The sequence below is a fragment of the Bacillus niameyensis genome (assembly GCF_001375535.1).
Lineage (GTDB): Bacteria > Bacillota > Bacilli > Bacillales > Bacillaceae_C > Lederbergia > Lederbergia niameyensis.
Genome location: NZ_LN831197.1, coordinates 3,325,907 through 3,350,181, shown reverse-complemented (window position 1 = coordinate 3,350,181; position 24,275 = coordinate 3,325,907). Strand labels below are relative to the sequence as shown.

Annotated in this window: 23 protein-coding genes; 11 read left to right on the top strand and 12 right to left on the bottom strand. The window is 38.3% G+C overall.

Going from position 1 to position 24,275, the window contains the following annotated elements; translation table 11 throughout:
• Window position 1: 1 nt before the first annotated feature.
• Window positions 2-583 (bottom strand): molybdenum cofactor guanylyltransferase, encoded by a 582-nt coding sequence (gene mobA / locus BN1243_RS15725; protein ID WP_062108351.1) that lies wholly within the window; start codon window positions 581-583, stop codon window positions 2-4.
• Between the two features lie 88 nt (window positions 584-671).
• On the opposite strand from mobA, the gene BN1243_RS15720 reads away from it, so the two are divergent.
• The 4 genes from BN1243_RS15720 (at window position 672) to BN1243_RS15705 (ending at window position 4,074) form a co-directional block, all read left to right on the top strand.
• Entirely contained in the window at window positions 672-1,247 is a 576-nt protein-coding gene (locus BN1243_RS15720; RefSeq protein ID WP_069201792.1) for a YdcF family protein, read from the top strand.
• 68 nt (window positions 1,248-1,315) lie between these two features.
• Entirely contained in the window at window positions 1,316-2,374 is a 1,059-nt protein-coding gene (locus BN1243_RS15715; protein ID WP_062108350.1) for a LytTR family transcriptional regulator DNA-binding domain-containing protein, read from the top strand.
• 141 nt (window positions 2,375-2,515) lie between these two features.
• A complete protein-coding gene (locus BN1243_RS15710) occupies window positions 2,516-3,361 on the top strand; it encodes an ABC transporter ATP-binding protein (protein WP_062108349.1) in 846 nt (281 codons plus the stop codon).
• Window positions 3,361-4,074, top strand: coding sequence for an ABC transporter permease (locus BN1243_RS15705; protein WP_062108343.1), 714 nt, complete (start codon window positions 3,361-3,363; stop codon window positions 4,072-4,074). Before BN1243_RS15710 ends, BN1243_RS15705 begins: the two co-directional genes overlap by 1 nt.
• Window positions 4,075-4,272: 198 nt before the next feature.
• Here the strand turns inward: BN1243_RS15705 and BN1243_RS15700 are convergent, their stop codons facing one another.
• The 5 genes from BN1243_RS15700 to BN1243_RS15680 all read right to left on the bottom strand — a co-directional run bounded on the left by BN1243_RS15700 (window position 4,273) and on the right by BN1243_RS15680 (window position 9,205).
• A complete protein-coding gene (locus BN1243_RS15700) occupies window positions 4,273-5,007 on the bottom strand; it encodes an ABC transporter permease (protein ID WP_062108341.1) in 735 nt (244 codons plus the stop codon).
• Window position 5,008: 1 nt separating this feature from the next.
• On the bottom strand, window positions 5,009-5,719 hold the full coding sequence (locus BN1243_RS15695) for an ABC transporter permease (RefSeq protein ID WP_062108340.1): 711 nt from the start codon (window positions 5,717-5,719) through the stop codon (window positions 5,009-5,011).
• Window positions 5,716-6,630 (bottom strand): ABC transporter ATP-binding protein, encoded by a 915-nt coding sequence (locus BN1243_RS15690; protein WP_062108338.1) that lies wholly within the window; start codon window positions 6,628-6,630, stop codon window positions 5,716-5,718. Before BN1243_RS15690 ends, BN1243_RS15695 begins: the two co-directional genes overlap by 4 nt.
• A 542-nt stretch (window positions 6,631-7,172) precedes the next feature.
• Complete coding sequence (locus BN1243_RS15685) at window positions 7,173-8,537, bottom strand: sensor histidine kinase (protein ID WP_062108336.1); 1,365 nt, start codon at window positions 8,535-8,537, stop codon at window positions 7,173-7,175.
• Entirely contained in the window at window positions 8,534-9,205 is a 672-nt protein-coding gene (locus BN1243_RS15680; protein WP_062108334.1) for a response regulator transcription factor, read from the bottom strand. The genes BN1243_RS15685 and BN1243_RS15680 overlap by 4 nt, the downstream gene beginning before the upstream one ends.
• A gap of 143 nt (window positions 9,206-9,348) precedes the next feature.
• Between BN1243_RS15680 and pdxK the strand changes: the two genes are divergently transcribed.
• The 6 genes from pdxK (at window position 9,349) to bshB2 (ending at window position 15,660) form a co-directional block, all read left to right on the top strand.
• On the top strand, window positions 9,349-10,161 hold the full coding sequence (gene pdxK / locus BN1243_RS15675) for a pyridoxine/pyridoxal/pyridoxamine kinase (RefSeq protein ID WP_062108332.1): 813 nt from the start codon (window positions 9,349-9,351) through the stop codon (window positions 10,159-10,161).
• A gap of 83 nt (window positions 10,162-10,244) precedes the next feature.
• The gene (locus BN1243_RS15670; protein WP_062108329.1) at window positions 10,245-11,987 is read left to right on the top strand and encodes a sensor histidine kinase; all 1,743 of its coding nucleotides are present in this window, start codon (window positions 10,245-10,247) and stop codon (window positions 11,985-11,987) included.
• The gene (locus BN1243_RS15665) at window positions 11,984-12,709 is read left to right on the top strand and encodes a LytR/AlgR family response regulator transcription factor (RefSeq protein ID WP_062108327.1); all 726 of its coding nucleotides are present in this window, start codon (window positions 11,984-11,986) and stop codon (window positions 12,707-12,709) included. Before BN1243_RS15670 ends, BN1243_RS15665 begins: the two co-directional genes overlap by 4 nt.
• Window positions 12,710-12,893: 184 nt before the next feature.
• Window positions 12,894-14,345: a carbon starvation CstA family protein gene (locus tag BN1243_RS15660; protein WP_062108324.1), complete on the top strand. Its 1,452-nt coding sequence runs from the start codon at window positions 12,894-12,896 to the stop codon at window positions 14,343-14,345.
• A gap of 263 nt (window positions 14,346-14,608) precedes the next feature.
• Complete coding sequence (locus BN1243_RS15655) at window positions 14,609-14,956, top strand: YojF family protein (protein WP_062108322.1); 348 nt, start codon at window positions 14,609-14,611, stop codon at window positions 14,954-14,956.
• A gap of 20 nt (window positions 14,957-14,976) precedes the next feature.
• A complete protein-coding gene (gene bshB2 / locus BN1243_RS15650; protein WP_062108320.1) occupies window positions 14,977-15,660 on the top strand; it encodes a bacillithiol biosynthesis deacetylase BshB2 in 684 nt (227 codons plus the stop codon).
• Window positions 15,661-15,773: 113 nt separating this feature from the next.
• Here bshB2 and BN1243_RS15645 read toward each other — a convergent pair whose 3' ends face one another.
• The 6 genes from BN1243_RS15645 to BN1243_RS15620 form a co-directional block, all read right to left on the bottom strand.
• Window positions 15,774-16,058 carry a hypothetical protein gene (locus BN1243_RS15645; protein ID WP_062108317.1) on the bottom strand — a complete coding sequence of 95 codons (285 nt, stop codon included), beginning with the start codon at window positions 16,056-16,058 and terminating at the stop codon, window positions 15,774-15,776.
• Window positions 16,059-16,134: 76 nt separating this feature from the next.
• A complete protein-coding gene (locus tag BN1243_RS15640) occupies window positions 16,135-18,726 on the bottom strand; it encodes an ABC transporter permease (RefSeq protein ID WP_062108315.1) in 2,592 nt (863 codons plus the stop codon).
• Entirely contained in the window at window positions 18,723-19,406 is a 684-nt protein-coding gene (locus BN1243_RS15635; RefSeq protein ID WP_062108312.1) for an ABC transporter ATP-binding protein, read from the bottom strand. The genes BN1243_RS15640 and BN1243_RS15635 overlap by 4 nt, the downstream gene beginning before the upstream one ends.
• A gap of 205 nt (window positions 19,407-19,611) precedes the next feature.
• Window positions 19,612-20,613: a sensor histidine kinase gene (locus BN1243_RS15630; RefSeq protein ID WP_062108310.1), complete on the bottom strand. Its 1,002-nt coding sequence runs from the start codon at window positions 20,611-20,613 to the stop codon at window positions 19,612-19,614.
• 1 nt (window position 20,614) lies between these two features.
• Complete coding sequence (locus BN1243_RS15625; protein ID WP_062108308.1) at window positions 20,615-21,298, bottom strand: response regulator transcription factor; 684 nt, start codon at window positions 21,296-21,298, stop codon at window positions 20,615-20,617.
• Between the two features lie 103 nt (window positions 21,299-21,401).
• Window positions 21,402-22,259 (bottom strand): Cof-type HAD-IIB family hydrolase, encoded by an 858-nt coding sequence (locus tag BN1243_RS15620; RefSeq protein ID WP_062108305.1) that lies wholly within the window; start codon window positions 22,257-22,259, stop codon window positions 21,402-21,404.
• A 257-nt stretch (window positions 22,260-22,516) separates the two neighbouring features.
• On the opposite strand from BN1243_RS15620, the gene BN1243_RS15615 reads away from it, so the two are divergent.
• The gene (locus tag BN1243_RS15615; RefSeq protein ID WP_062108303.1) at window positions 22,517-24,055 is read left to right on the top strand and encodes a BCCT family transporter; all 1,539 of its coding nucleotides are present in this window, start codon (window positions 22,517-22,519) and stop codon (window positions 24,053-24,055) included.
• Window positions 24,056-24,275: the final 220 nt, after the last annotated feature.

The window sequence follows — 24,275 nt, the reverse complement described above, 5'->3', positions numbered from 1 at the left end:
ATTACATATTCCTTTCTGCCATTTTCACAGCTTCAAAGTAATCTTCTAATGTATTCATATTCCACACAACTTCTAGATCTTTATCTATTTTATGAAATTTAACATTCAATCGCTCGATCAGTGCTTTCATAGACCGTCTTTCTGTTTCTAATACAGCCTTCACCTGATCAACAATTCGAGCATTATAAATGGAAAATAAAGGATGAGTATGCTGGTCTGTCACAGGAATGACAGCATCACAATCGTATTCTGTCATCATCTTTACCATCTTTAATGCTAGTTCTTGTGCGGCAAATGGCATATCGCAAGCAACAACGAGACAATAACCAGTAGATACTTCTTTTAATCCAGTATACATACCTGCTAACGGCCCTTGTCCACGATATCCGAGAATATCTTCTTTTACTTTAACACCTAGATTTGTATAAGGCGAATGATCGTTTGCAATAAGAATCACTTTTTTCGAAATAGGCTCAAACTCCTTAATTAATCGTTTAATAACCTGTTCCCCGTTTAACTTCATTAATGCTTTATTTTGGCCCATTCGACTTGAGCGTCCACCTGCAAGAATAATTGTGTTCACTTTACAGATTCCTCCAAAAATGGATTTACTAATCCCATTGAGTTCGCTATTCTTACTTATATATCAATTTTGAATTGAGTGATATTCTATGGGAATTATAAAAAAGTTATCTTGGCTTTTACCGATCGTCATCATTTTAATCATGATCTGGATTAAGACGGGAAACTGGATGATCGCTGGACAATCCCCTCTTGCCAATGGCGACAACAAGTACGCCATCATCCTTGGAGCAAAAGTAAATGGAACTGTCCCTTCCTTATCATTACAATATCGTTTAGAATCAGCCCTTGATTATGCAAAACAATACCCCCACGTTACATTTATTTTATCTGGAGGACAAGGACCTGATGAAGATATATCTGAAGCGGAAGCGATGAAACAATATTTACTGGAATATGGAGTTAGCGAAGATCGGCTCATTATAGAAGATCAATCAACTTCCACATACGAAAATATTTCGTTTTCTAAAAAAATGCTGCCAGAATCTATCCGAAACATCACGATTATTACGAGTGATTATCACTTAGCACGATCGAAAAAAATTGCAAACGACCTAGATTTAGAAGCGGATGTTGTTCCTGCAAAAACACCTAAAGTGGTCGAAGCAAAATTAAAGACGCGTGAAAGATTGGCCCTTTTAAAAACAGCCATTTTCGGCAAGTAACGTTTGCTTCCATTATAGCAGAATACCCACATCTGAAGAATTTACAACCTACCCGGAGGAGTTTATATATGAGCATTCTCGTTTTAAAACAATTAGAAAAAAGAATAGAAAACACCTTACTATTTCCTCCATTTGATTTGGAGTTCCAGAGGGGAAAAACAGTAGCCGTCTATTGCCATGCAGAATTAGGCAGCACATTAATACGGATCATTCTTGGAGAGCTTCCTCCTTCTAGTGGGGAAGTTCATTTTGTGGACTCGGACCGTTCGAAGTTTTTCGAGCGGGTTGGTCTTTCTTTAAAGGAAGATGCTTTATACGAAAGATTAACCGCAAAAGAATACTTAATTTTCTTTAAAAAATTATACGGAGCCGAAACAGATGTGAATAAACTACTGGCAAAAATAGGATTAATTGAAAAAAGTAGTGTTCGTTCTGGAAAATTATCTTTCTCTGAAAAAAAGCGGCTCCACTTTGCAAGAGCTGTTTTACATAACCCTGACTTAATAATATTGGAGGAACCAACCCAGGACCTTGATATTGAAAGTACGATCATTCTCCACCGATTAATTGCCAGTCTTGAAGAAAGTGGAAAATCAGTATTCATGACAACGAGTAATTTAGAAAATGCCATTTCTTTCACCTCCCATGTCTTTCGATTAGATGAGAACGGCTTAAAAAAAATCGAAGTGACTGAGGAAGAGGAAATTGCAGAGGAAGTCCCTCCCGTAGAGGAAACGGTGTTGAGCGAAGAAGAAGCTAATGAACCCGAAGCGGAAATTAGTATCCAAATGAACTTCAATAAAATCCCAGCTAAAGTCGAAGATAAATTGATTTTATTTGATCCGACCGAAATTGATTTTATTGAAAGTAATAGCGGTGTCTCGAATTTGAATGTGAAGGGCGAAACATTTCCTTGTACGTTTACACTAAGTGATCTTGAAAAGCGATTGCAGCCGTTTGGATTTTTCCGTTGCCACAGGTCTTATATTGTCAATTTGCAAAAAGTAAGAGAAGTGATTACGTGGACGAGAAATAGCTATAGTTTAATTCTTGATGATAAAAGCAAAAGTTCCATCCCGTTATCAAAGGGTAAGCTTGATGAGTTAAAAAGCATCATTGGAATTTGATTTTCCATGCTCCATTCATCGAAAAAAACGCACCATTCACCCTCCTTTTTACTCCTTCTACCCTTGATTTAATGCGGTTCCGCTGAATTCACCGTAAGATTGGAACAGATACGAAGCAAGGCGGATGAGGGGGACATTAAATTGGAAAAAATTATTGAAGTGAATCAATTAGTGAAGTCTTTTGGAAATAAAACAGCATTAAAAAATGTTTCTTTTGATATTCAAAAAGGAGAAACTTTTGGATTTTTAGGTCCGAGTGGTTCAGGAAAAACAACAACGATTAAAATATTAACATCTCAATTATTACAAACTGCTGGTGATGTGAAAGTATTCGGTCAGACCTTATCTAAAAAGAAAAATCCGGCGATGATGCAGCGGATTGGAATATTAACAGATAATAGTGGACTCTATGACAGACTTTCTATATATGATAACCTACAGCTTTTTTGCCGACTTTACGATGTCGCTGAACAACGTATTGATGAAGTTCTTGATCAAGTAAACCTATTAAAAGATAAGAATACTGTTGTGAAATCATTGTCTAAGGGAATGAAGCAACGCGTAACACTCGCTCGGGCGATAATCCATAAACCAGACTTATTGTTTCTAGATGAACCGACATCAGCGCTTGACCCTGTTAATTCCAAGCATATCCATGAAGGGTTGCGGAAGCTAAATGCGGAGGGGACAACGATCTTTTTGACAACACATGATATGACGGAAGCTGAAGACCTCTGTGATCGTGTCGCTTTCCTTCATAATGGAGAAGTTCAAGCATTGGATACACCGCAAAACTTACGTTTACAATATGCGGATCCATCGATCACAGTACTTTTAAAAGATAAGCAGTCTGTTTCGTTGGAAAAAGATGAAGCTGGGGCTGAACAAATTTATCAATGGATGAAAAACGGAGAACTGCTCTCGATTCATTCGAACGAACCAACTCTAGGTGATATTTTTGTGAAATTAACGGGGAGGGCACTATAATGACATTTTCATTCAAACGCATGAACGCGATTTTTCTAAAAGATTGGAAAGAACTATATAAAAACTCGTATATTATCTTTACATTGGCGATTCCACTCCTTTTTGCTGCGTTAATTGGCAGAATGGGAACAGACGACTCTTCGTCTCTCGTATCTATGCCGATTACGCTTGCTCTAGTCGTCGCAGGTGTCTTCGTTCAAGCGGCGATGATCGCAGAGGAAAAGGAAAAAAGCACATTGCGCGGGCTGCTTCTCTCCCCCGCTTCAACAGCAGAAATTTTCGTTGGAAAAAGCTTGTTAACTGCGCTAATGACAATTTTCGTTATTATTGGTTGTATTTACTTTAGCGATTTTCATGTTACGAATTTACCTTTATTCTCACTGCTCATTGCGATTAATCTCGTATTCTATATATCTATGGGAACGATGCTCGGACTGCTTTCGCGAACTGTCATGGAAACAACAATTATCGGTATGCCTGTCATGTTTATTTTTGGAATGGCTTCGATGTTTGTGTCCATGATCAAAAGTGAAATGATTTTAAAGTTGATTAGCTATCTTCCAAGTGAACTTTTTGCTTCAGCTTGGGTGGCCCTTAGTCAGGGAAAAGGGATTGGAGATATTATGAGTGATGTTCTCATCCTGCTAGTTTGGGCGGTTGTGTCGCTAGTATTGACATTTGTTATTTATGGGAAGAGAAGATTTGATAAATAATTAGAGCAAATGAATACAGAAAAAGGAACAAGGCCTGATCATGGCCTTTGTTCCTCTATTTCAGGGAGTCTATAAATTGATCAAACCTGTTGGCTCATCTTTTTTGCTCATAAAATGATCGTACATGATGAAAGGCTACCCAAAACTGGAGAAGGGCTATAACGGTGAAGAGGCCCTTCCTCAACAGTTTCTTCATGCTTAAACCGCCTTTTTCTGAAAGTAGAGAAGCCCGCAACATAGGAAAATAACGAAACTACCAAGAATGACATAAAGCAAAGTTTCCATTGGGATATAGAAAAACTCATTCCCCTTTCCATCACCTACCGAAAGCATCGTCAAAAGTGGTTGTACCCATGGGTAAAATGGTGAGTACTTTTCTGAGTTAACTACTAATATATTAGGAAGCGTGAAAATTACGTTGACAGCGAGCGGTGCTGCAAAACTTGCCCATGCTGTTGATACCCATAGCTGCAAGGCGACTAGTGGAAGACAAGCTAGCAATCCGCCGAAAGCACCTTTCAAACCGAGCGTCCATGGTATTGGAGAATCAACCCCTTGAACTACCCCTGCCACACACCAGCCGATAAATAGCAGAAGTTGTGTAATCGCTAGGAAGGCCATAACGACCGTACCTTTTGCTAGAAACACTTGCCCCCGTGACACTGGTAAAGCTAAAAGCTGTTTCCACCCACCGCCCTGATGCTCATACCGCGCTACAAAGGCACTAAACACACCTGTTAATAATGGTAAAAATAATAACCCATGAGGAAAAACCATTATTGATAAAAGATAGTGCCACTCGACTCCTTGCATCTCTGATATATTAGCGGTTAGTCCAAAAAAAGTAGACAAGAGCGGACTGACAAAAAGTAAAAACCAAATATTCGATTTCCTGAATTTTAACCATTCAGATTGTATAATTCTTATAAACATTTTACTTCACATCCCGTCTTGTAAAATCCATTGCTGCCATACTCAATAAGAACAGCCCGATCGCTAGTCCCATCCAGGCAAACCAGATTGGTTCATGTACGTCACTCAGTAAAAGCGGCCATTTCCAAAGAAACCAATCAGGAGCTTTATACCCGTACATCGATACAATCGAACCTAAGATCCCGATCGTAAGGGGTACTGCTTGGTTTTTCATAGTAATCGAGAGCCATGTCTGAATGGCGAGAAGTGGCAGAACAGCTAATAATGGATAAAAGCTATTTTCTAAGATTGCTCCAATCGGCATGTCAAAGCCGAATTTTAAACATACTCCAAGAATCACCGTTCCAATGACAACGAGGATACTTGCTACAAGTAATAAAAGTATGTTTAATAAAAACTTTGACGCAAATGCTGAAGATTTTCGTATTGGTAAAGCAAGAAGCTGTTTCCACGAATTTTGTTGATGCTCTAAATTCGCTGTCATCGATGCAATAATAGCCACCCCAAGCATTAATGAAATCGGGAGTAACATATTGATATTTAATAGTAAATCATGCCAAACATCTGATTCGGGCCTTACTAACCAATCATATCGAAGGCCGTAATTAACTCCTTGTAGCGATATCACTCCAAATGGACCAAGGAAGACGAGAAACCAAATCCCCTTTCGCTTCAGTTTTAACAGATCAGCTTTCAAGAGTTTGAGGATCATAGACTCTCCTCCTCCTTGGTCAACTCAAGGAAAATCTCTTCCAATGACATTTTTTGTTCCTCTACCCGATAAACAGATATTCTTTCATGGACTAATGTGGAAACGGCTTGCGCAACGATTCTTTTGTCAGGTTGCTCTAAAAGAAGATGCCCATCTTGATGTTGGACTTGGATTCCATTCGTAAGCAATGTTTTAAATGCAACCTCATTATCATCTGTCGACATTTTGATATACGGATTTGCCCTTTGTCTTAAGACTTCAATGGAGTCTTGAAAAATGAGGGAGCCTTTTGAAATGATGCCAACCTGAGTGGCCATTTGGTCAATCTCACTTAATAAATGACTTGAGACGATAATCGTCACCCCATATTTTTCAGGCAAGCTTTTAATCAATTCACGCATTTCCTGAATACCAGATGGATCTAGTCCGTTTGTTGGTTCGTCCAAAATCAGTAATTCTGGATTTCCTAATAATGATGCAGCAATTCCTAGCCGTTGCTTCATTCCTAACGAGAAGCCTTTCACAGGACGATTCGCTTCGTTCGTTAACCGGACAATCTCCAATACTTCAGAAATTCTTGTTTTCGGTACGTTCAATATTTTTCGAAGCGCCTCTAAATTTTCTTTCGCAGTCAAGTGCCCATAGTAAGACGGAGATTCTACAAGCGAACCAACCTTTTTTAAAATAGACATTTTATTCTTTTTTAAATCTTGGTTAAAAATGCGGATCGATCCATAGGTTGGTTTCATTAGCCCAAGCAACATCCGGATTGTCGTTGTTTTTCCTGCTCCATTCGGACCAAGAAATCCATATATTTCTCCTTTTTTAATTTCTAAATTGACGCCATTCACAACTTTCCGGCCTTTAAATCGTTTTGTTACGTTATTTGTTTGAATTACAAATTCATTCATCTCTTTCACCTCACAGCCAATTTTAAAGATGCAAGGTTAAATCTAAGGTTGGTGGAAGTTTAAATTTTGTTTAAAAATGAAGGCATTCCTAACTTGGCTTTTTATGCTTGAGGAGAATGATTGGTTTTTCACTTTTGCACGATGTATTTCCATGGATGCAACGGGGGACAAAATCAAAATGAACTATTTTCATAATTTCGTCCCTGAGAGGACGGGTGAGGACAAAGTTGTTCTTTTTACTTAGCTTTTGTCTCAGAGGGGATTGATCAGAGACAATTTACTACTTTTTGCTTGGATTTTGTCTCTGAGAAGCTTGATCAGGGACAATTTACTACTTTTTGCTTGGATTTTGTCTCTGAGGCACCCGATCAGAGACAAATCCCTGACTTTTTCCCTGGATTTTGTCTCTGAGACACCCGATCGGAGACAAATCTCTGCTTTTTCCCTGGATTTTGTCTCTGAGACACCCGATCAGAGACAAATCCCTACTTTTTTCCTGGATTTTGTCTCTGAGGTGCTAGCAGCAAGAAAAAGGCAGCTCCTTAAGAGACTGCCCTTTTCCCTGAAATAGTGATTACTGTACCATTTTTGTTTGCTTCAATGTCTAGTTTCAATTTCATTTCTTGGAGCATGAGGGTCACGATGGCCATGCCGATTCCGACTCCCTTGTTGTCTGACGCTTTTCCAAAACCAGGTCCGCGATCTTTAATGATGATTTGGAATTGTCGCTCTGTCACAGCCCCCGTAATACCAATAAATTGCCCATCCTTTGCATGACGGATAATATTTTGAAATAGGTTATCAAGCACACGCTCGAGCCAGCTTGGGTCAGTAACCCATTCTAGCCTTTCAGGAAGGTCAATCTCAATAATAAATCCTTCTTTTTCAAATGTCGGATACCAAGATGCTGCAATCGTTCGGACAATACGCATGAGATCCAATTTTTGCGGGTGATACGGATATTTCTTTGTCGTCAATAATGTGTAAGATAGGAGATTATCGATTAATTGACCAAGATACGTAATTTTATGATCAATCAGTGCTAGCGATTCCTGCCCTTGCTCAGTCAACTTTTCCTTTTTCAAGGAATATAGCTGTCCCCTTAATGTTGTAAGCGGCGTCCGTAAATCATGGGAAAGATTGGCGATTAACTGGCGGCGTAAATTTTCCTCCTCTGTTTGTTGCTTACGGCTTTCCTCCAATCTTTGCACCATATGATTAAAGGACTGCTCCAGCTGGCCAATTTCATCTTTCTTGCGGGTTACGATCTTTTCCGGTATCCCATCTTCGCCTTCCTTTTCCATCGTTCTTTGCAGGTTCAATAACCGCTTTCTCATCCGGTAAAAGAACAACCATGATATAAAAATAAAGAAGAGAAACAATCCTAACATGCTCGCATAAAACAAGTAATAATAGCGATTAAGCAATTGGATTCCAGGCGCGTCTAATTCTACCCTAGGAATTTGAAAAACGATAAAACCTTTGTCTTTTTGTTCACCAATAAAAGCAACAGATGTAAAAGGATCTGAATCATAGCTTTTTTTCATAAATTCAACCGTATAGGCGGAAGTCCATTCTGTAGGTAAGTCCGTACGTTCTGGCAAAGAATAGATTAACTTCCCTTCTGAGTCTACCCAAAAAACAGAAGATTCTTTGTATAAGTTTTGAAATTGCTCCATTTGTTTTTCAATTTCATTTGGGTTAGCCATCCCCATTTTGTTGGCTTCTTCATGCCATAATTTTTCCAAGTCATTTCCATTAATCGTGTCCTTCTGTTCAGCAAATGAATACCAAATTACGGACGTCATCGGAATAATAATCGGTAAAAATAATAAGGCGATAAAAATAATAATCAAATAACGCAATAAAAGAGAGTGCCGGAAGTTTAAAATGTTACGCCATTTCATGTTTTTAACCGGTAGCCTAACCCACGGATTGTTTGAATAATCGTTGGCTGTGCTGGATCCCTTTCAATTTTCTCACGTAAATAGCGAATATGAACCATAAGTGTTTTATCACCGTCTATGTACGACTCCCCCCATACCCCTTCGTACAATTGCTCTTTTGTCAAAATTTGATTTTGGTGACGAAGTAAATACTGAAAAATTTGATACTGTTTTCCCGTCAGGATGATTTCTTTCTTTTCTTCGTAATCAAGAATTCTGTTTTCTATCGGAAAAATATCTAAATGACCAATTCTAACTTTTTCTAAACGATTGCCCTGAAATCTCCGTAGCAATACATCGATTCTTGCGACCAATTCTTCAGGATAAAACGGTTTGGTCAAGTAATCATCGGCAAATTCTAATCCTTGAAGGCGATCTTCAACTGAAGTCCGCGCTGATAGCATGAGGATTGGAAGTTCGGGATTTTCCATTTTTAACCTTTTGCCCACTGAAAAACCATCAAGTCCAGGAAGCATGACATCTAAAATAGCGATATCAGCATTCATTGCTTTTTCTATTGCTCCTTCACCTGAAGAAAGCCAGTTTACATCATGGCCCTTTTCTTGTAAAACATCGATGACCCACTTGCTAATTTCCAAATCATCTTCAATATATAAAATTTTCGCCATCCTATCACCTACTCTTCAAGTTCTCTTTTAGTATAGTATAGTTAGCAAAATTAGACATTGCTCGATTAAAAATCTTTTATTCGAGTTTGGATTGGTATATCCTAAAATAAAACATCAAAGCACAAGACTAGGAGGTAATATTTATGGCAATGAAAAAAGTTTTGACACTCGCTGGTTCTGATTCAAGCGGTGGTGCTGGAATACAAGCAGATTTAAAAACATTTCAAGAACATGGCGTATATGGAATGAACGCCTTAACTTCGATTGTCGCGATGGATCCTGATAACGGATGGAATCATGAAGTATTTCCGATCGATGTAAACACGGTAGAAAAACAACTTAACACGATTCTATCAGTCGGAATCGATGCAATGAAAACAGGAATGCTTGGTTCTGTAGAAATTATCGAGCTTGGTGCCCGTAAAATGGATGAGCATAAGCTTGAAAATATCGTCATTGATCCTGTCATGGTTTGTAAAGGCGAAGATGAAGTTTTGCAGCCTGAAAACACAGATGCGATGCGCGAATTACTCATACCTCGTGCTTTAGTTGTGACACCAAACCTTTTTGAAGCTGGACAACTTGCCAAAACAGGCCCCGTTAAAACGATTGATGGCATGAAAGAAGCCGCAGCAAAAATTTATGAGCTCGGTGCCAAAAATGTCGTTGTAAAAGGTGGAAAGGCGCTTGCCCACGATAAAGCCATTGATTTATTCTACGATGGAAAAGAGTTTATTCTCTTAGAATCGGACAAACTAGAAACTACGTACAACCATGGAGCTGGCTGCACATTTGCCGCAGCTATAACAGCTAATCTAGCTAATGGAAAATCTGTAAAAGAAGCTGTTTCAGAAGCAAAAACCTTCGTTACTGCCGCAATTAAACATGGTTGGAAATTGAATCAATATGTTGGTCCCGTCATGCATGGTGCGTACAATCAATTTGGTGAAAAATAATACAAATGCCCGGGCAAGAGATGTTCTCTTCCGGGCATTTCTTTTAGATAGTGCAGCTCTTTTGAAGAGAGAGAGGTGAGGTCATGTGGACGTTATTAATCACGATGGTTGAAAGAATTGGCATCATCGTAACAATTGCTTTTGTTTTAACGAGATTACGTTTTTTTCGAGACATGATTTATCAAGAACAATTGCAGCAAAAGCAATTGGTGACAGCTACCCTCTTTTTTGGCTTCTTCGGCATTATTGGAACTTATACAGGATTAAATCTTGAAATGAACAGCTTACAATTTAGCAGTTGGACATTTGATTTAGCTTCCGATGAGGCGCTTGCTAATTCTCGTGTTATTGGTGTAGTACTTGCAGGCCTCCTCGGTGGATATCGTGTCGGATTGGGTGCTGGTATCATTGCTGGTATTCATCGTTTTACATTAGGTGGATTTACTGGGCTTGCCTGCGGTCTTTCTTCCATTATCGCAGGGCTTCTTGCGGGTCTATTCCATCGCAAGGACAAGCATGTCAAACTATCAACAGCCTTTCTGCTTGGTGCTTTAGCAGAAGCTTTTCAAATGGTTATCATCTTGCTCATTTCTCGCCCTTTCTCAAACGCATCGGCATTAGTTGAATTGATTGGATTGCCGATGATTTTTGCTAATGGAACAGGTTGTGCACTCTTTCTGCTCGTTATTAAAAGTGTTGTAAATGAGGAGGAAAAAGCCGGTGCTCTCCAAGCTCAGAAAACATTAAGGATTGCAGACAAAACTTTGGCTTATTTACGTAAAGGCTTGAATAACCAGTCCGCTGAAGCAGTGTGTAAAATTATTCTTACGGAGATTCACGCTAGTGCAGTGGCTATGACGAACTCTAAGGAAATTCTAGCTCATGTCGGCTTAGGGTATGATCATCATCGAACCGATAGTCCTATTCAAACCAAAATTACGAGAGAAGTTCTTCAAAAAGGTGAAATTATTGTTGCCAACCATAATAAAATACACTGTCGTGAAGAAGGTTGCCCTCTCAATGCAGCTGTCATTGCTCCTCTTAAGCAACGGGGACAGACGATTGGAACATTGAAATTTTACTTCCAATCTGAGAAGGAAATTTCCAATGTCGTACTAGAATTAATTTCTGGCCTAAGTTCAATGATCAGCAATGAGTTGGAAATTTCCGCAGCAGATCAAGTGTACCAATTAGCGAAAGAAGCAGAAATTAAAGCATTACAAGCACAAATTAGCCCGCATTTTTTATTTAACTCCCTAAATACGATCGTTTCCCTTGTACGCATTGATCCTGCTAAAGCACGAAAATTGCTTGTTACATTATCACAATACTTGCGACAGAATTTATCGGTTACAACGCAAAGTATGACCGTTTTAGAAGAAGAACTACGGCATGTAAAAGCTTATTTATCCATTGAACAAGCAAGATTTGTGAATAAATTAGATGTTATTTATCATATAGATAAAAATGTCTTGTCTCAAAAAATCCCCCCTCTTACCTTACAACCACTCGTTGAAAATGCAATAAAGCATGGATTTAAGAATAAAGACAACGACTGTAAAATTAACATTATGATTCAGAGGGAAACGGATACAATAACGGTAAAAATTATCGATAATGGGCAAGGAATGGCCAAAGAACAACTGGATAAACTTGGGGTTGCGCCAATCCAATCCGCCCAAGGAAGCGGCTTAGCTATTTATAATGTTAATCGACGTTTGACAATGGTTTTCGGGAACAAGTCAGCACTAAAAGTTACAAGTGCACCAAATAAAGGAACAGAAATCACTTTTTCTATTCCGTATGAAGAGGAAAATGTAAATTGAAAAAAGCAATTCGCTCCTTACTTGTTGATGATGAATTATATAGTCGGGATGAACTAAAACATTTATTGCAAGTTCATCCTTCCATTCAAATTATTGGTGAAGCGGACGCAGGCGACACAGCTCTTATGAAGTGTATGAAGCTGGAACCAGATGTTGTTTTTTTAGATGTTGAAATGCCGCGGATGAACGGCATGGAAGTAGCTCAAGCATTGCAAAGTTTAAAGAGTATTCCTGAAATTGTCTTTGCGACTGCTTATTCACAGTTTGCAGCAGAGGCTTTTCGCTATAATGCTTTGGATTATTTATTAAAGCCCTATGATGAAGAACAATTAGCGGAAACAGTCAAGCGAATAGAGGAGAAATTCACTGCTCCAGTAGAACACCAGAAGCCAACTGGAAAACTTGCTGTTGAAAGTGATGGGGAAATTAGTTATTTAGAACCTGCTGAGATTCTTTACTTGTCTCGAGACGAAAGATTAACAAAAATCGTGACAAAAACAAAAGAGTTTGAAACAAAAACATCTTTAAAAGATTTAGAGAGTCGCCTACATTCCTTCCATTTCTTTCGAATCCATAAAAGCTATCTTGTCAATCTTGATTATGTTTTACGTTTGACGCCTTGGTTCAACGGCGCTTACCAATTACAAATATCTGGGGTAGAAGAGTCTTTACCTGTAAGCCGAAACTATGTCAAATCATTAAGAGCCAGATTAGAACTTTAACCATTTTGCCTGCATCTTAATCTCACATATATACATCTTAATTCAGCTTTTCTACTCCTTAATCCAAAAGGCACCCACCCCCGGCTCTTTTTACTATAATGTGTGTAAACGTATTCAAATTCTCTTAAAAAGAGTGCAAGCTCCTAACTAATGGAGCAAGACAAAAGTAAAGGAGAGAGGAACGATGTATACATTTATCGGGGGAATTGTCCTTTTAATTATAGGTTATTTTACGTATGGTAAGTTTATAGAAAAAATGTTTGGTGTAAAAGAAGATCGGGCTACACCTGCATATGTTAACAATGATGGAGTCGACTATCTACCAATGAGTACAGCGAAGAACTCTCTCATTCAGTTGTTAAATATTGCTGGGACAGGCCCCATTTTCGGTCCAATTATGGGAGCGCTTTATGGACCTGTTGCATTTGTCTGGATTGTGATCGGTTCTATCTTTGCTGGTGCCGTTCATGATTATTTAACAGGGATGATTTCGATACGAAATCGCGGAGCTCATCTTCCTGAACTAGCAAGCAAGTTTTTGGGAAAAAGTATGAAGCATATTGTAAATGCCTTTGCTGTACTTCTTTTGCTTTTGGTCGGTACTGTATTCGTATCCACTCCAGCAGACTTATTGCATGTGTTAATGAATGGAAAGATTCCATTAGGAATTATTATTGCAGCAATTTTTATTTACTACATTTTGGCCACACTTTTACCGATTGATAAAATTATTGGTCGCCTTTATCCATATTTCGGTGCTTTATTAGTTTTGAGTGCAGTTGGCGTTGGAATTGGCATTGTCGTAACAGGAGCTCCAATTCCAGAATTATCCCTGAAGAACTTCCATCCTGATAATGCGCCAATCTTCCCGCTTATTTTCTTTACGATTACATGTGGGGCACTATCTGGATTCCATGCAACCCAAACACCGATGATTTCTCGAACAACACAAAAAGAGAAACATGGGAGAAAAATTTTCTATGGAATGATGATTGCAGAAGGTATTATCGCGATGATTTGGGCAGCCGCTGCTATGAGTCTATTTGATGGGTATGGTGGTTTGAATGAAGTACTTGCTGCAGGCGGTCCTGGTGCAGTCGTCAGTCAAGTATCTACTTCGATGTTAGGCGCCATTGGTGGGACCCTGGCTGTTTTGGGTGTTGTTGTTCTTCCAATTACATCCGGAGATACAGCATTCCGCAGTGCAAGGATGATCATTGCCGAGTATTTAAAAATTGCTCAAAAGAAATTTTCTAGCCGTTTATGGATTGCTTTACCACTGTTCGTTGTCTCCGTTTTACTCACACAAATTGATTTCAACATTTTATGGAGATATTTTAGCTGGGCCAACCAAGCTACAGCTGTCATTGCTTTATTCGTTGGTGCGATGTATTTATACATTGCCAAGAAAAATTATTGGGTATCGCTCGTACCTGGAACGTTCATGCTTGTAATGGTTTTAACTTATATCCTTAATGCAAAAATTGGCTTCGGCCTATCAATGACAACATCGTGGATTGTCAGCTTTATAGGATCCGCTATCTTATTGATCATGTTCTTTTTTGCAGCAAGAAAAGCAAGGGCTAACAACCTACCGTTGGAAGAGGATATCTCTAATTGGAATAACGCAGCGTAGTTTAGTGAAAGACCTTCTTCTATACCTACTGTTTTCTTGGACTCCATGACTTATAGGGCATCATGGAGTCCTATTGATTACTATTTTCTTCGTTCCAATCATTTTTTCTGATGTCATGACCTTCGTATGACAACTGTCCATTAATCACTTACCTTTCCAGTTTTACCGTGTAGCATAGCTCCAACTGGATCCCTTCAAAACATTTTTTTCGTATTCCCTCATTTTTTTTAGTATATTATTTTATAGGAAGGAGGCATGATTTAATGGAAAAAATTCAGATTGAGAAAGTCCAACAATTGATCAATCAGTTTGCATCTAAGCAAGTTTATATACATTTAGAAACTACTAACGGAGCCTATGCTTCACATAATAATGAATCCTTTTTTTCGGCAGGAGCTTATATTCGCAATGCCGAGGTTACTTATGAACATGGAAAAATTGTCGGAGAAGGCCCTTTTCGAGTTGGCTTAAAGCTTCCTATTGGCTGGATTTATGCAGAAGGTTTGACCCATTTTGAGCTAGATGAAGAAGGAAGACTGCTACTTGCAGGACATGGATATGATGGAAAATTGGCTGTTGCCCTAGAAATTAGCACAACACCATTCGAATAAACAAGAAAGGAGCTACGACTATGGAAAAAGAACGTCATGTATTAGTTATATTTCCCCACCCAGATGATGAAGCTTTTGGTGTATCAGGAACAATGGCCAGCCATGTGAAAAATGGCACACCTGTTACATATGCTTGTTTAACACTTGGAGAAATGGGAAGAAACTTAGGTAATCCGCCATTTGCAACAAGGGAATCACTACCGAAAATTCGGAAGGCTGAACTTGAAGCCTCTGCAAAAGCAATTGGCGTAACTGATTTACGAATGATGGGCTATCGGGATAAAACATTGGAGTTTATCAATGATGACGAACTGACCAATATGGTATCTGAATTAATTGATGAATTGAATCCATCTCTTATCATTTCATTTTATCCAGGTTATTCCGTTCATCCAGATCATGAAGCAACTGGACGTGCGGTTGTTCGGGCTGTTCGTAAAATACCAGTGGAAAGCCGGCCGAAGTTATATTGTGTTGCTTTCGCAAAAAATCATGAAACAGAAATTGGTGCTCCAGACATTCATCATGATGTCAGTGATACTTGGGAGCAAAAATTTGGAGCATTAAAAGCGCATATTTCCCAGACTGCCTGGATGCTGGCAGACTTAGAGAAAAAGATTGCTGATGAACAACCTGAATTGTTGGACCATTTTAAACTGGAACGATTTTGGACTTATGATTGGAATAATGACAAAGTTTTATAGAAAAACCTGAGGGTGAAAAAATCCCCCTCAGGTTTTTTGCTTTTAACTTTTCCCTTTTATACAATGGAAAAATAAAAGTGATTTCTTACGGTTTTGATTTAAATAGTAAAGTTCTAAAATTTATGTCTAATTTTGGGTGTTTCCTGCTTTTCACCGCTTTGCAAAAGATCAATAACGACTCTGTGCTCCTTTATTGTACGCTCCAACTGATTCATTCCACTTCTCATTTCCGTTGCAAGATTGTCGAGTTTTAACTCCATTCGATCCTGCCCGGCTTTTAGCTCCTTGATATCTACGCGAGTTTCTTCTTGGCTTCTCTTAAGATCCTTGATATCCGTACGTATGTCCTGAATCTCTTCCCTTAATAATGAGCGCAACATTTCTTTTAATCCGTCCATGTCATCACCCCTATTTATTTTATCCAGTATAGCACATTTTACCTATGGATAGGACAGGTTTAGACAAGCTTCCGAATCAAATATTTTCCTGTTTTAATGCATCAATAATATTTTCCTTTTTCACCTTCGAAGTCGAATACAGCATCGAAATCCCCACAATTAGAAAGACTGCGATGATGACATACAAAATATCCATCCATGGTAAAGTAAATGCATAATCAAAACTGTTTCCTAATGCTCTATGCATAAGAAGCATCACGCCAATACTAAGCGGTAGTCCATATAGAAGGGCTTTGATACCATAAAAAATACTTTCATAATTAATCATTTGATTAAAACCCTTTGGTGTCATCCCCATCGATTTCAACATTGCAAATTCACGTTTTCTAAGAGCGATGCTCGTCGAAATTGTATTTAAAATATTAGCAATGGAGATAAGAGTGATTAATGCGATAAACCCATACGTAAAGACTGACATGAGCAACACCATTTGTTCGTCTTGTTGGCGGATTTGGTAAACTTTGAAAATATAGTGTTTAATTTCTTCCAATTCCTCAATTTTTTTCCCCGTTTTGATTGGGTCTTTACTATTCAAATAAAGAGATGGCCGGTTTGCCGATTCAAGGAGAGCACCTTTACCTAGTTTGTTAAAGGTTGATTCAGAAACAATAATGTTCAAGCCGCCTAAGCTACCATACATTCTTCCCATTGGCTTTTTATCGGTTAATGCAGCAACTGTCACTTGATCAATAAACGTTTCTTTCTCTGTTTCCCAATCAGTCAAATAAAGGTCCAGTTTCTCCCCAACCTTCGAATGAATTGCTTTTGTTTCCACATATTTTCCAGCTGCCGCGTCTTCATATTTAATCGTATCGATAACTATCGCTGTCAAATTATTTTGAAGCTCATCATAATTAGCGCCTACTTCTTCTGCATATAACTTCATGCTTTCATCATCCAAAGCAAAAAGGTCGATATAATAAGGATATTCGCCTTCCTTAAGCTGATCATTAAAATATTCCTCTTCGCGCAATGGATCTGCTGTCGCATCTTTATCAACCCAAGTCGATAAATTCGATACCTCTGTCATGACATTATACTTTGTTACATCGTCCATCGCTAAAATGGACTCTAAAAACCGATCGTCTCCTTCATGACCCAACTCTACCATTAAATCAAAATTTATATCTTTCTGCGAAAGGCTTAGTGACTTTTTCAAATTATCCGTAAAAAAGGAGACAGATAAAAAGAGAATAATACTAATGACAAGAGAAAAGACAGTTGCTTGGTATCGCCGTTTATTCCGCTTCAAGTTTTTCAAACCGATTTCTGCTTCAATTCCAAATAATTTTCGAACGAGTTTCGAAGTTTTTACTGCTTTCCCTGTTAACTTCACATCAGCCGTTTGCCGAATGGCATCAATAGCAGAAATTCGGGATGCCCTTCTCGCAGGTATAAAAGTTGAGATAAAAATCGTGATTATCGAGACAATAACAGCAACAAGGATGGAACCTGGCGTAACTGTTACCATCAGCTTCTCACTCACACCGAGAGATCCTTGAATAATAGTGTTAATAAAGGCAAAGGTAATTCCCATTCCCAAAAGCCCGAAAATAAATCCTAAAGGAATACTGATAAGTCCGATAACTGCTCCTTCGAAAAATACAGAATTCCTTTTTTGCTGTCTCGTCGCTCCGATACTCGAAAGCATTCCTAAATGGCGGGAACGCTCGGAAACCGAGATTGCGAATGCATTATAGATCAACGATACAGAACCAACGATGATGATCGCCATAATAATAGCGGTTAAGGAATAAAGGGTCGTACGCATTCCTTCATTTTTAATGACACCATAATAACGAAGAAGATTATTATTGAACTGAACTTCCTCTATCTTATTTTTCTCAGCTAATTGTTGCCCGTGCTCAAATAACGAACCTTTCACTTTCTTTAAGACGACAGATGCATTAACAACCTCATTTGGCTCTAATTGGCTTTCATCAAGGTAGGAAACAGCTGTATAGCCTGGTGCCCATGCCATTTCCCATCTTGGAACTTTAATCGTACCGACGACCGTTAATTCTTTTGTAACAGTATCTTGTAATTCTTCCGCCATTTCACCTTTCTCATCTATTTCCAATGACCAGGATTGATCTAACGGCTCAGTCATTTCTTTATTGTGAGATATTCGCCTTCCTACATCCAGCTTGATAACATCACCAATTTGATAGTCTACCTTAGCACTCTTGGCGATATCCTCGGAAATGGCAATTTCATTTTCTGCTTGTGGCAATCGACCTGAACTCAACTCAATCGGAAATTGCTCGAATCCAAGCTTGCTATATTCCTTTATATATAAATATGGTTTATTTTCATTTTTACCGCCTTCTAAAAGGGCAAAACCGAGCTCCCTGGAGAGAACTAACTTTTCCGTATCCTCATCTTTCTTAATCGCTTGTATTTGTTCAGGATTTACATCTTTATAGAGTACATGCCATTCTCCACTATCTGCAATTTCTTGTCTCTTCAATAAATCCATAAAAGAGACGCCGATTGTGGCAACAGCCGTGAGCATAGCCACAGAAATGATAACTCCCATAATTGTAACAAGTGTTCGCCGTTTATTTTCCTTTAAATGACGAAGTGTTACCTTATTAACGATATTCATGGACGAACCACCTCGTCCTTAGTAATCTTACCGTCTCCAATCGCGATGACCCTGTCCGCTTGCAAAGCAATTCGTTCATCATGAGTAATAACGATTAGCGTTTGGTTATATGTTTTATTAAACATTTTTAGTAGATCGATAATCTCACTACTATTCTTACTATCCAAGTTACCAGTCGGTTCGTCCGCCAACATTAGTGCAGGATTACAAATCAAGGCTCTACCAATAGATACCCGTTGCTGCTGTCCTCCTGAAAGCTGGTTCGGTAAATGACTTAGCCGCTCCTCCAGTCCAAGACTTCCGACAATATCATTGAATTGTTTTTTATCTACCTTATGTCCATCAAGTAAAAGTGGTAATGTAATATTTTCTTCCACTGTTAAAACCGGGATTAAGTTGTAAAATTGATAGATTAGGCCGATCTGCCTTCTTCTAAAGATAGCAAGTTGCGTTTCATTTAAGTTATAGATTTCGGTGTTATCAACAAGCACTTTTCCACTTGAAGGCCGATCAACCCCACCAAGTAAATGAAGAAGTGTTGACTTTCCAGATCCTGATGGACCGATGATCGCCACAAACTCTCCTTTATTAATAGAAAAAGACACATCATCTAAAGCTTTAACTGCAGTATCACCTTTTCCATAAACCTTTGACAAATGCTCAATTTTTAAAATTTCCATTACGAAACCTCCATACTTTTTACTGTTAAATACAGTTTATCTAGAGAACATTACTTTCAAGTGACTCTTAAGTGACATTTTAGTCATTTAACAGTAGCTCTATTAATTAGACGAATGATAATGAAGGTCCACTACAGTTTCATTGCACAAATAGCCACCCTTAAAAACCAAGGGTGGCTGTGTTTAAATAAAAATTAACATTATCTTAAATGATTTGTTTATAAAACTTCAAATGAAATTGTGTTCCTTTTCCAGGATTACTTTGTACATCAACTGCACCATTCTGCCCAGTTACTATACTGTGAGCCATAGCTAGACCAATTCCAATACTCTCTTCACTGGCGTTTTTTCCCTTATAAAAACGTTTAAATATATAAGGTAAATCTTCCTTTAGGATTCCTTTTCCGCTATCCTCAATGACAATCTCAGTAAATAACGTGTTTTCTGAATAAGTGATGTCGATCTTTCCGCCTTCACTTGTATGTTCTACACAGTTTTTCAAAATATTGATTAGGGCCTCTACTGTCCAATTAAAGTCTCCACGGAAAGTTGCGGTCTTCTCCCCAGTAATTGAAACTGTTTGCTCTTTAATATCAATCGGGATCATAACAGGTTCCAAAGCCCTTTGAATTAACTTTTCAACTTGAATCGAATCTTTTTTAAACTGAACTGTCCCCGCATCAATCTTAGATATTTTTAATAACGATGAAACAAGCCATTCTATGCGCTCCAATTGGACTTGAATATTATGAACAAATTCCGATCGTTTCGCTGCTGGAAGATTCTCTTCACTCAATAAATCCGCCATCACTGTCATAGACGTAAGCGGAGTTTTAAGCTGATGAGAGATATCTGAAATTGCATCCATCAGGCGAATTTTATCTTGTTTTAATAGTGCTCCTTGCTCAGATAGCATCATTGTCACTTTATAAATGTCATTTTTAAGGATACTGAGTTCCCCTTCTCGATTATCTCGAAGGTCTAATGAATAATCTCCAGCCGTGATTTTCCGCAAAAAGCTAGAAAGTTTTTCAATTTCACGATAGCGCCAGTTAGTAAAAAATATGCAGCTCGCTGTTAGCAAAATAGATGTAACGAATACTATAATTGCGGCTGCAACTGAGAAAAAGCTAGCAACGGTGACTGCGATAAAACTGATGGATCCCATCACTAATAATAAAATTTGGATTTCCCGATTACGAATCATGCTAATCCCCAATCTTGTAGCCTAAACCGCGTACTGTTTTAATAATCTGTGGATTCTGTGGGTAATCCTCCAACTTTTCCCGCAGTCTTTTTATATAAACAGTCAATGTATTATCATTCACAAAATCCCCAGCCACATCCCAAATTTGTTCCAGCAATTGGCTTCTTGATAGAACCTGTCCAATATGGTTGGCGAAAATAAGCAGCAAACGGTATTCCAATGCTGTCAACACAATTTCCTCACCATTTTTATAAACCTTTCCTTCTAAAAGGTTTATGCGGATATTCTCAATTTCCACGATTGACTTAGTTTGCGGTTGCTTGTTATATCGTCGCAACACAGACTTAATTCGCGAAAGCAACTCCCTAACTCGAAAAGGCTTAGTAATATAATCATCCGCTCCCATATCAAGTCCCATAACCACATTCACTTCATCATCAATTGCAGTTAAAAAGATGACCGGGATGTCACCACGTTCCTTCACCATTTTGCATAAATCATAACCACTTCCGTCAGGCAGCGACAAATCAAATAAGCATAGTGCAATTTGGTCCAATTTTTCGGAAATAACCTTTTTCGCAGAAGTAGTATCGTAACAAAGAATTGTTGAAAATTGATCCTGCTGAAGCGAATACTCTAATCCAGAGGCAATCGTTTTATCATCTTCCACAAGTAAAATTTTCATTTTCTAATCCATCCTAATGTTCTTTTCCTTATTTTCCGATGAATACCTATAAACTGCAACCATATTGTAGTAAAAAAAGAAACTGGTCACCAAAATGACCAGTTTAACTTAGGGCCTTCATGATCGCTTTTGCAACCCCATCATTATCATTTGTAGTTGTTTCATAGCGACATACTTTTTTGACCTCTTGTTCAGCATTTCCCATCGCAACTGAATAACCGGCAATTTCCAACATAGAGAGATCATTATAATTATCACCTAATGCCATCGTTTCAGAAAGGGAAATTCCCGATTGTTCCGCGAACCACTTTAGAGCTTTCCCTTTTTGTGCATCAGCATGTGTTAATTCAATATTGTGTCGTCCAGATGACGTGACATGAATCCCTGCAATTTTTTCAAGTTGCCTGCTTGTTTTCTTTAATAATTGTTCATCTTTGCAGAAGGCTAAAAACTTATAAATGCTACAATCATCAGCATTAAAAATTTCACCATAATCGTCCACAATATTAATCGAACGTTTGGAGAACGTTTCTTGTATAGACTGGCGTATTTCCTCGATATTTTCGGTCGGATCAGCAGTATGATAAATATCAACAATAGCTTCAATTCCACGCTGAACATCTTTTGTGAAATTACCTGCTGGAGTATACAATTCAAAATAGATATCTGCCGCTTGAAAGATCTGGGCAATTTCCTCGGAGACTGTCCCATTCATTCCGATCGACTGTAAAACCTTACCATTCTTATCCCGTATTTCTGCACCGTTCACACAAATAGCTGGACAGTCGACCCCTGCCTTATCAAGTACAAATCGAGCCTCTTCCCAGGACCTGCCAGTCGCAACAAGAAACTCAATTCCATGCCCTTGTGCTAATAAAATCGCATCCTTTGTTGATTGACTTATTTCGTGGCTCGCATTTATTAAAGTTCCATCCATGTCTGATGCAATACATTTAATCATTTTCTAGCTCCTTTTTTCCACTTTCTACTGTTAAAAACAGTCTAACGAAAATAGATAACGATTGCAAAAAGAGGATTGCAAAGCATATAGGTATAAAGAACTATATTAAAACTTGGGCCCTGGAAATCCTTCAGTATTCAAGATAGGTATGTTTAAATGAAACCCATGTGTTAATGTTTGAAGCCTTTTTAAAAGGTTACTAGAATGCCGTAATCTTTTCGCAAATCAAAAAATAAGGGAAGTTGAAAGGGGATAGCATGAATAAAAAAGAGGGAAAATCTAAACCACATCATAATATAGTTTTTTTGGTTTCATCTATTTTTATTACAATCGTTGTTTTATTTGGAGCTATTTGGCCAAACACATTTGCCAAAGGTGCAGGAAAGGCATTTGATTTTACAACCTATGCATTTGGCTGGTTCTATTTACTAGCAGTCTTGTTTTTTATCATTTTCTTGTTTGTTTTGGCCTTTAGTAAGTATGGAAAAATGAAATTAGGGCCTGATGACTCAACCCCTGATTATCCTTTTTATACATGGGTTGGCATGCTCATGTCATGTGGACTCGGAATCGGTCTTGTTTTTTATGGAATTGCAGAACCGATGAGCCATTTTTACACAAGTCCTTTCTATGGAGAGGAAGCGCTCACAAGGGAAGCGGCCCGTACCGCGATGGGATATTCCTTTTTTCATTGGGGAATGAGCCAATGGGCTATATTTACAGTCGTTGGACTTGCGGTTGGATTTTTTCAATTCCGTAAAAAAGAGGACGGATTGATCTCAACAACATTAAAGCCGCTTATTAAAAAACGTCGCGGCTCAAAAACTTTAAAAAGGGTCATTGACATTTCCGCTGTTATTGCGACTGCGGTTGGCGTGGCTACCTCATTGGGCCTCGGAATCATGCAAATCAATGGCGGATTGAGTAGTGTGTTTGGTATAAGTAATAACGTTACAACCCATCTTATTATAGTTGGGGTCATGCTTTTACTCTACCTCGCCTCCTCCCTTTCTGGATTGGATCGCGGGATTAAATGGTTAAGTAATATAAATCTTACCCTTATGTTCATTATCATGTTTTATATATTTGTAACGGGCCCTACCGTCTTTATTCTTAATACGTTTGTTCAAGGGTTAGGCGATTATGTCAATCACTTTATTGAATATAGTTTAAGATTATCACCTTATACGGAGAATCCTTGGGTAAGAGAGTGGACGATTTTTTACTGGGCATGGACAATCGCTTGGTCGCCATTTGTCGGTGCCTTTATTGGCCGCATATCACGGGGAAGAACGATTCGTGAATTTGTCATGGGAGTATTAGTTGTACCACCATTGATTTCTATTTTATGGGTTTCCGTATTTGGAGGCACTGCTCTTTATATGGATTTATTTGAAGGGACGAATATTGCAGAAGCTGTTAACCAAGATTTAACTTCAGCATTATTTACAACTTTCGGAGAGTTACCACTCAGTTTTGCTGTTTCTGTTTTAGCGATTATCTTAATCTTTACGTTCTTGATTACTTCAGCTGACTCAGCTTCTTATATATTAGGAACGATGACAACGAATGGAATGTCTGTGCCACCGCTCCTTGTTCGAGCAATTTGGGGAGTATTGATCTCTGCAATCGCAGCTGTGTTAACGATCGCAAGTGGACTGGAAGGATTGCAGACCGCCTCCTTAGTCGTTGCACTTCCATTTACAGTAATTTTACTCTTTATGATTGGCTCGTTATATAAGCAAATTCGTAAGGATTATCAAGTAAAACCAAATAGTAAGAAGAAGGCCTCATAAGGGCATTCAGGTTACCAGGACAGATCTTCTTGAATCTGTCCTGTTTTTTTAAAAAATTCGTTGGATAAATATGTAGACATTCTAATAATTATACATTATAATCAAAGAAGTTATTCTAATATAATCTCTTTGAAAAGGTGAATTTCCTTGAATAAACAATCATTTTCTATAAAAAACTTTTTGTTATTTTTTATCCCTTCCATCATTGGGATTTTCCTAT

What these genes read in the sequence shown, in the direction of transcription:
- BN1243_RS15720 (WP_069201792.1), top strand. Translation starts at nt 672, where the DNA reads ATGGGAATTATAAAAAAGTTATCTTGGCTTTTACCGATCGTCATCATT.
- BN1243_RS15715 (WP_062108350.1), top strand. Translation starts at nt 1,316, where the DNA reads ATGAGCATTCTCGTTTTAAAACAATTAGAAAAAAGAATAGAAAACACC.
- BN1243_RS15705 (WP_062108343.1), top strand. Translation starts at nt 3,361, where the DNA reads ATGACATTTTCATTCAAACGCATGAACGCGATTTTTCTAAAAGATTGG.
- BN1243_RS15700 (WP_062108341.1), bottom strand. Translation starts at nt 5,007, where the DNA reads ATGTTTATAAGAATTATACAATCTGAATGGTTAAAATTCAGGAAATCG.
- BN1243_RS15695 (WP_062108340.1), bottom strand. Translation starts at nt 5,719, where the DNA reads ATGATCCTCAAACTCTTGAAAGCTGATCTGTTAAAACTGAAGCGAAAG.
- BN1243_RS15690 (WP_062108338.1), bottom strand. Translation starts at nt 6,630, where the DNA reads ATGAATGAATTTGTAATTCAAACAAATAACGTAACAAAACGATTTAAA.
- BN1243_RS15685 (WP_062108336.1), bottom strand. Translation starts at nt 8,537, where the DNA reads ATGAAATGGCGTAACATTTTAAACTTCCGGCACTCTCTTTTATTGCGT.
- BN1243_RS15680 (WP_062108334.1), bottom strand. Translation starts at nt 9,205, where the DNA reads ATGGCGAAAATTTTATATATTGAAGATGATTTGGAAATTAGCAAGTGG.
- pdxK (WP_062108332.1), top strand. Translation starts at nt 9,349, where the DNA reads ATGGCAATGAAAAAAGTTTTGACACTCGCTGGTTCTGATTCAAGCGGT.
- BN1243_RS15670 (WP_062108329.1), top strand. Translation starts at nt 10,245, where the DNA reads ATGTGGACGTTATTAATCACGATGGTTGAAAGAATTGGCATCATCGTA.
- BN1243_RS15660 (WP_062108324.1), top strand. Translation starts at nt 12,894, where the DNA reads ATGTATACATTTATCGGGGGAATTGTCCTTTTAATTATAGGTTATTTT.
- BN1243_RS15655 (WP_062108322.1), top strand. Translation starts at nt 14,609, where the DNA reads ATGGAAAAAATTCAGATTGAGAAAGTCCAACAATTGATCAATCAGTTT.
- bshB2 (WP_062108320.1), top strand. Translation starts at nt 14,977, where the DNA reads ATGGAAAAAGAACGTCATGTATTAGTTATATTTCCCCACCCAGATGAT.
- BN1243_RS15645 (WP_062108317.1), bottom strand. Translation starts at nt 16,058, where the DNA reads ATGGACGGATTAAAAGAAATGTTGCGCTCATTATTAAGGGAAGAGATT.
- BN1243_RS15640 (WP_062108315.1), bottom strand. Translation starts at nt 18,726, where the DNA reads ATGAATATCGTTAATAAGGTAACACTTCGTCATTTAAAGGAAAATAAA.
- BN1243_RS15635 (WP_062108312.1), bottom strand. Translation starts at nt 19,406, where the DNA reads ATGGAAATTTTAAAAATTGAGCATTTGTCAAAGGTTTATGGAAAAGGT.
- BN1243_RS15630 (WP_062108310.1), bottom strand. Translation starts at nt 20,613, where the DNA reads ATGATTCGTAATCGGGAAATCCAAATTTTATTATTAGTGATGGGATCC.
- BN1243_RS15625 (WP_062108308.1), bottom strand. Translation starts at nt 21,298, where the DNA reads ATGAAAATTTTACTTGTGGAAGATGATAAAACGATTGCCTCTGGATTA.
- BN1243_RS15620 (WP_062108305.1), bottom strand. Translation starts at nt 22,259, where the DNA reads ATGATTAAATGTATTGCATCAGACATGGATGGAACTTTAATAAATGCG.
- BN1243_RS15615 (WP_062108303.1), top strand. Translation starts at nt 22,517, where the DNA reads ATGAATAAAAAAGAGGGAAAATCTAAACCACATCATAATATAGTTTTT.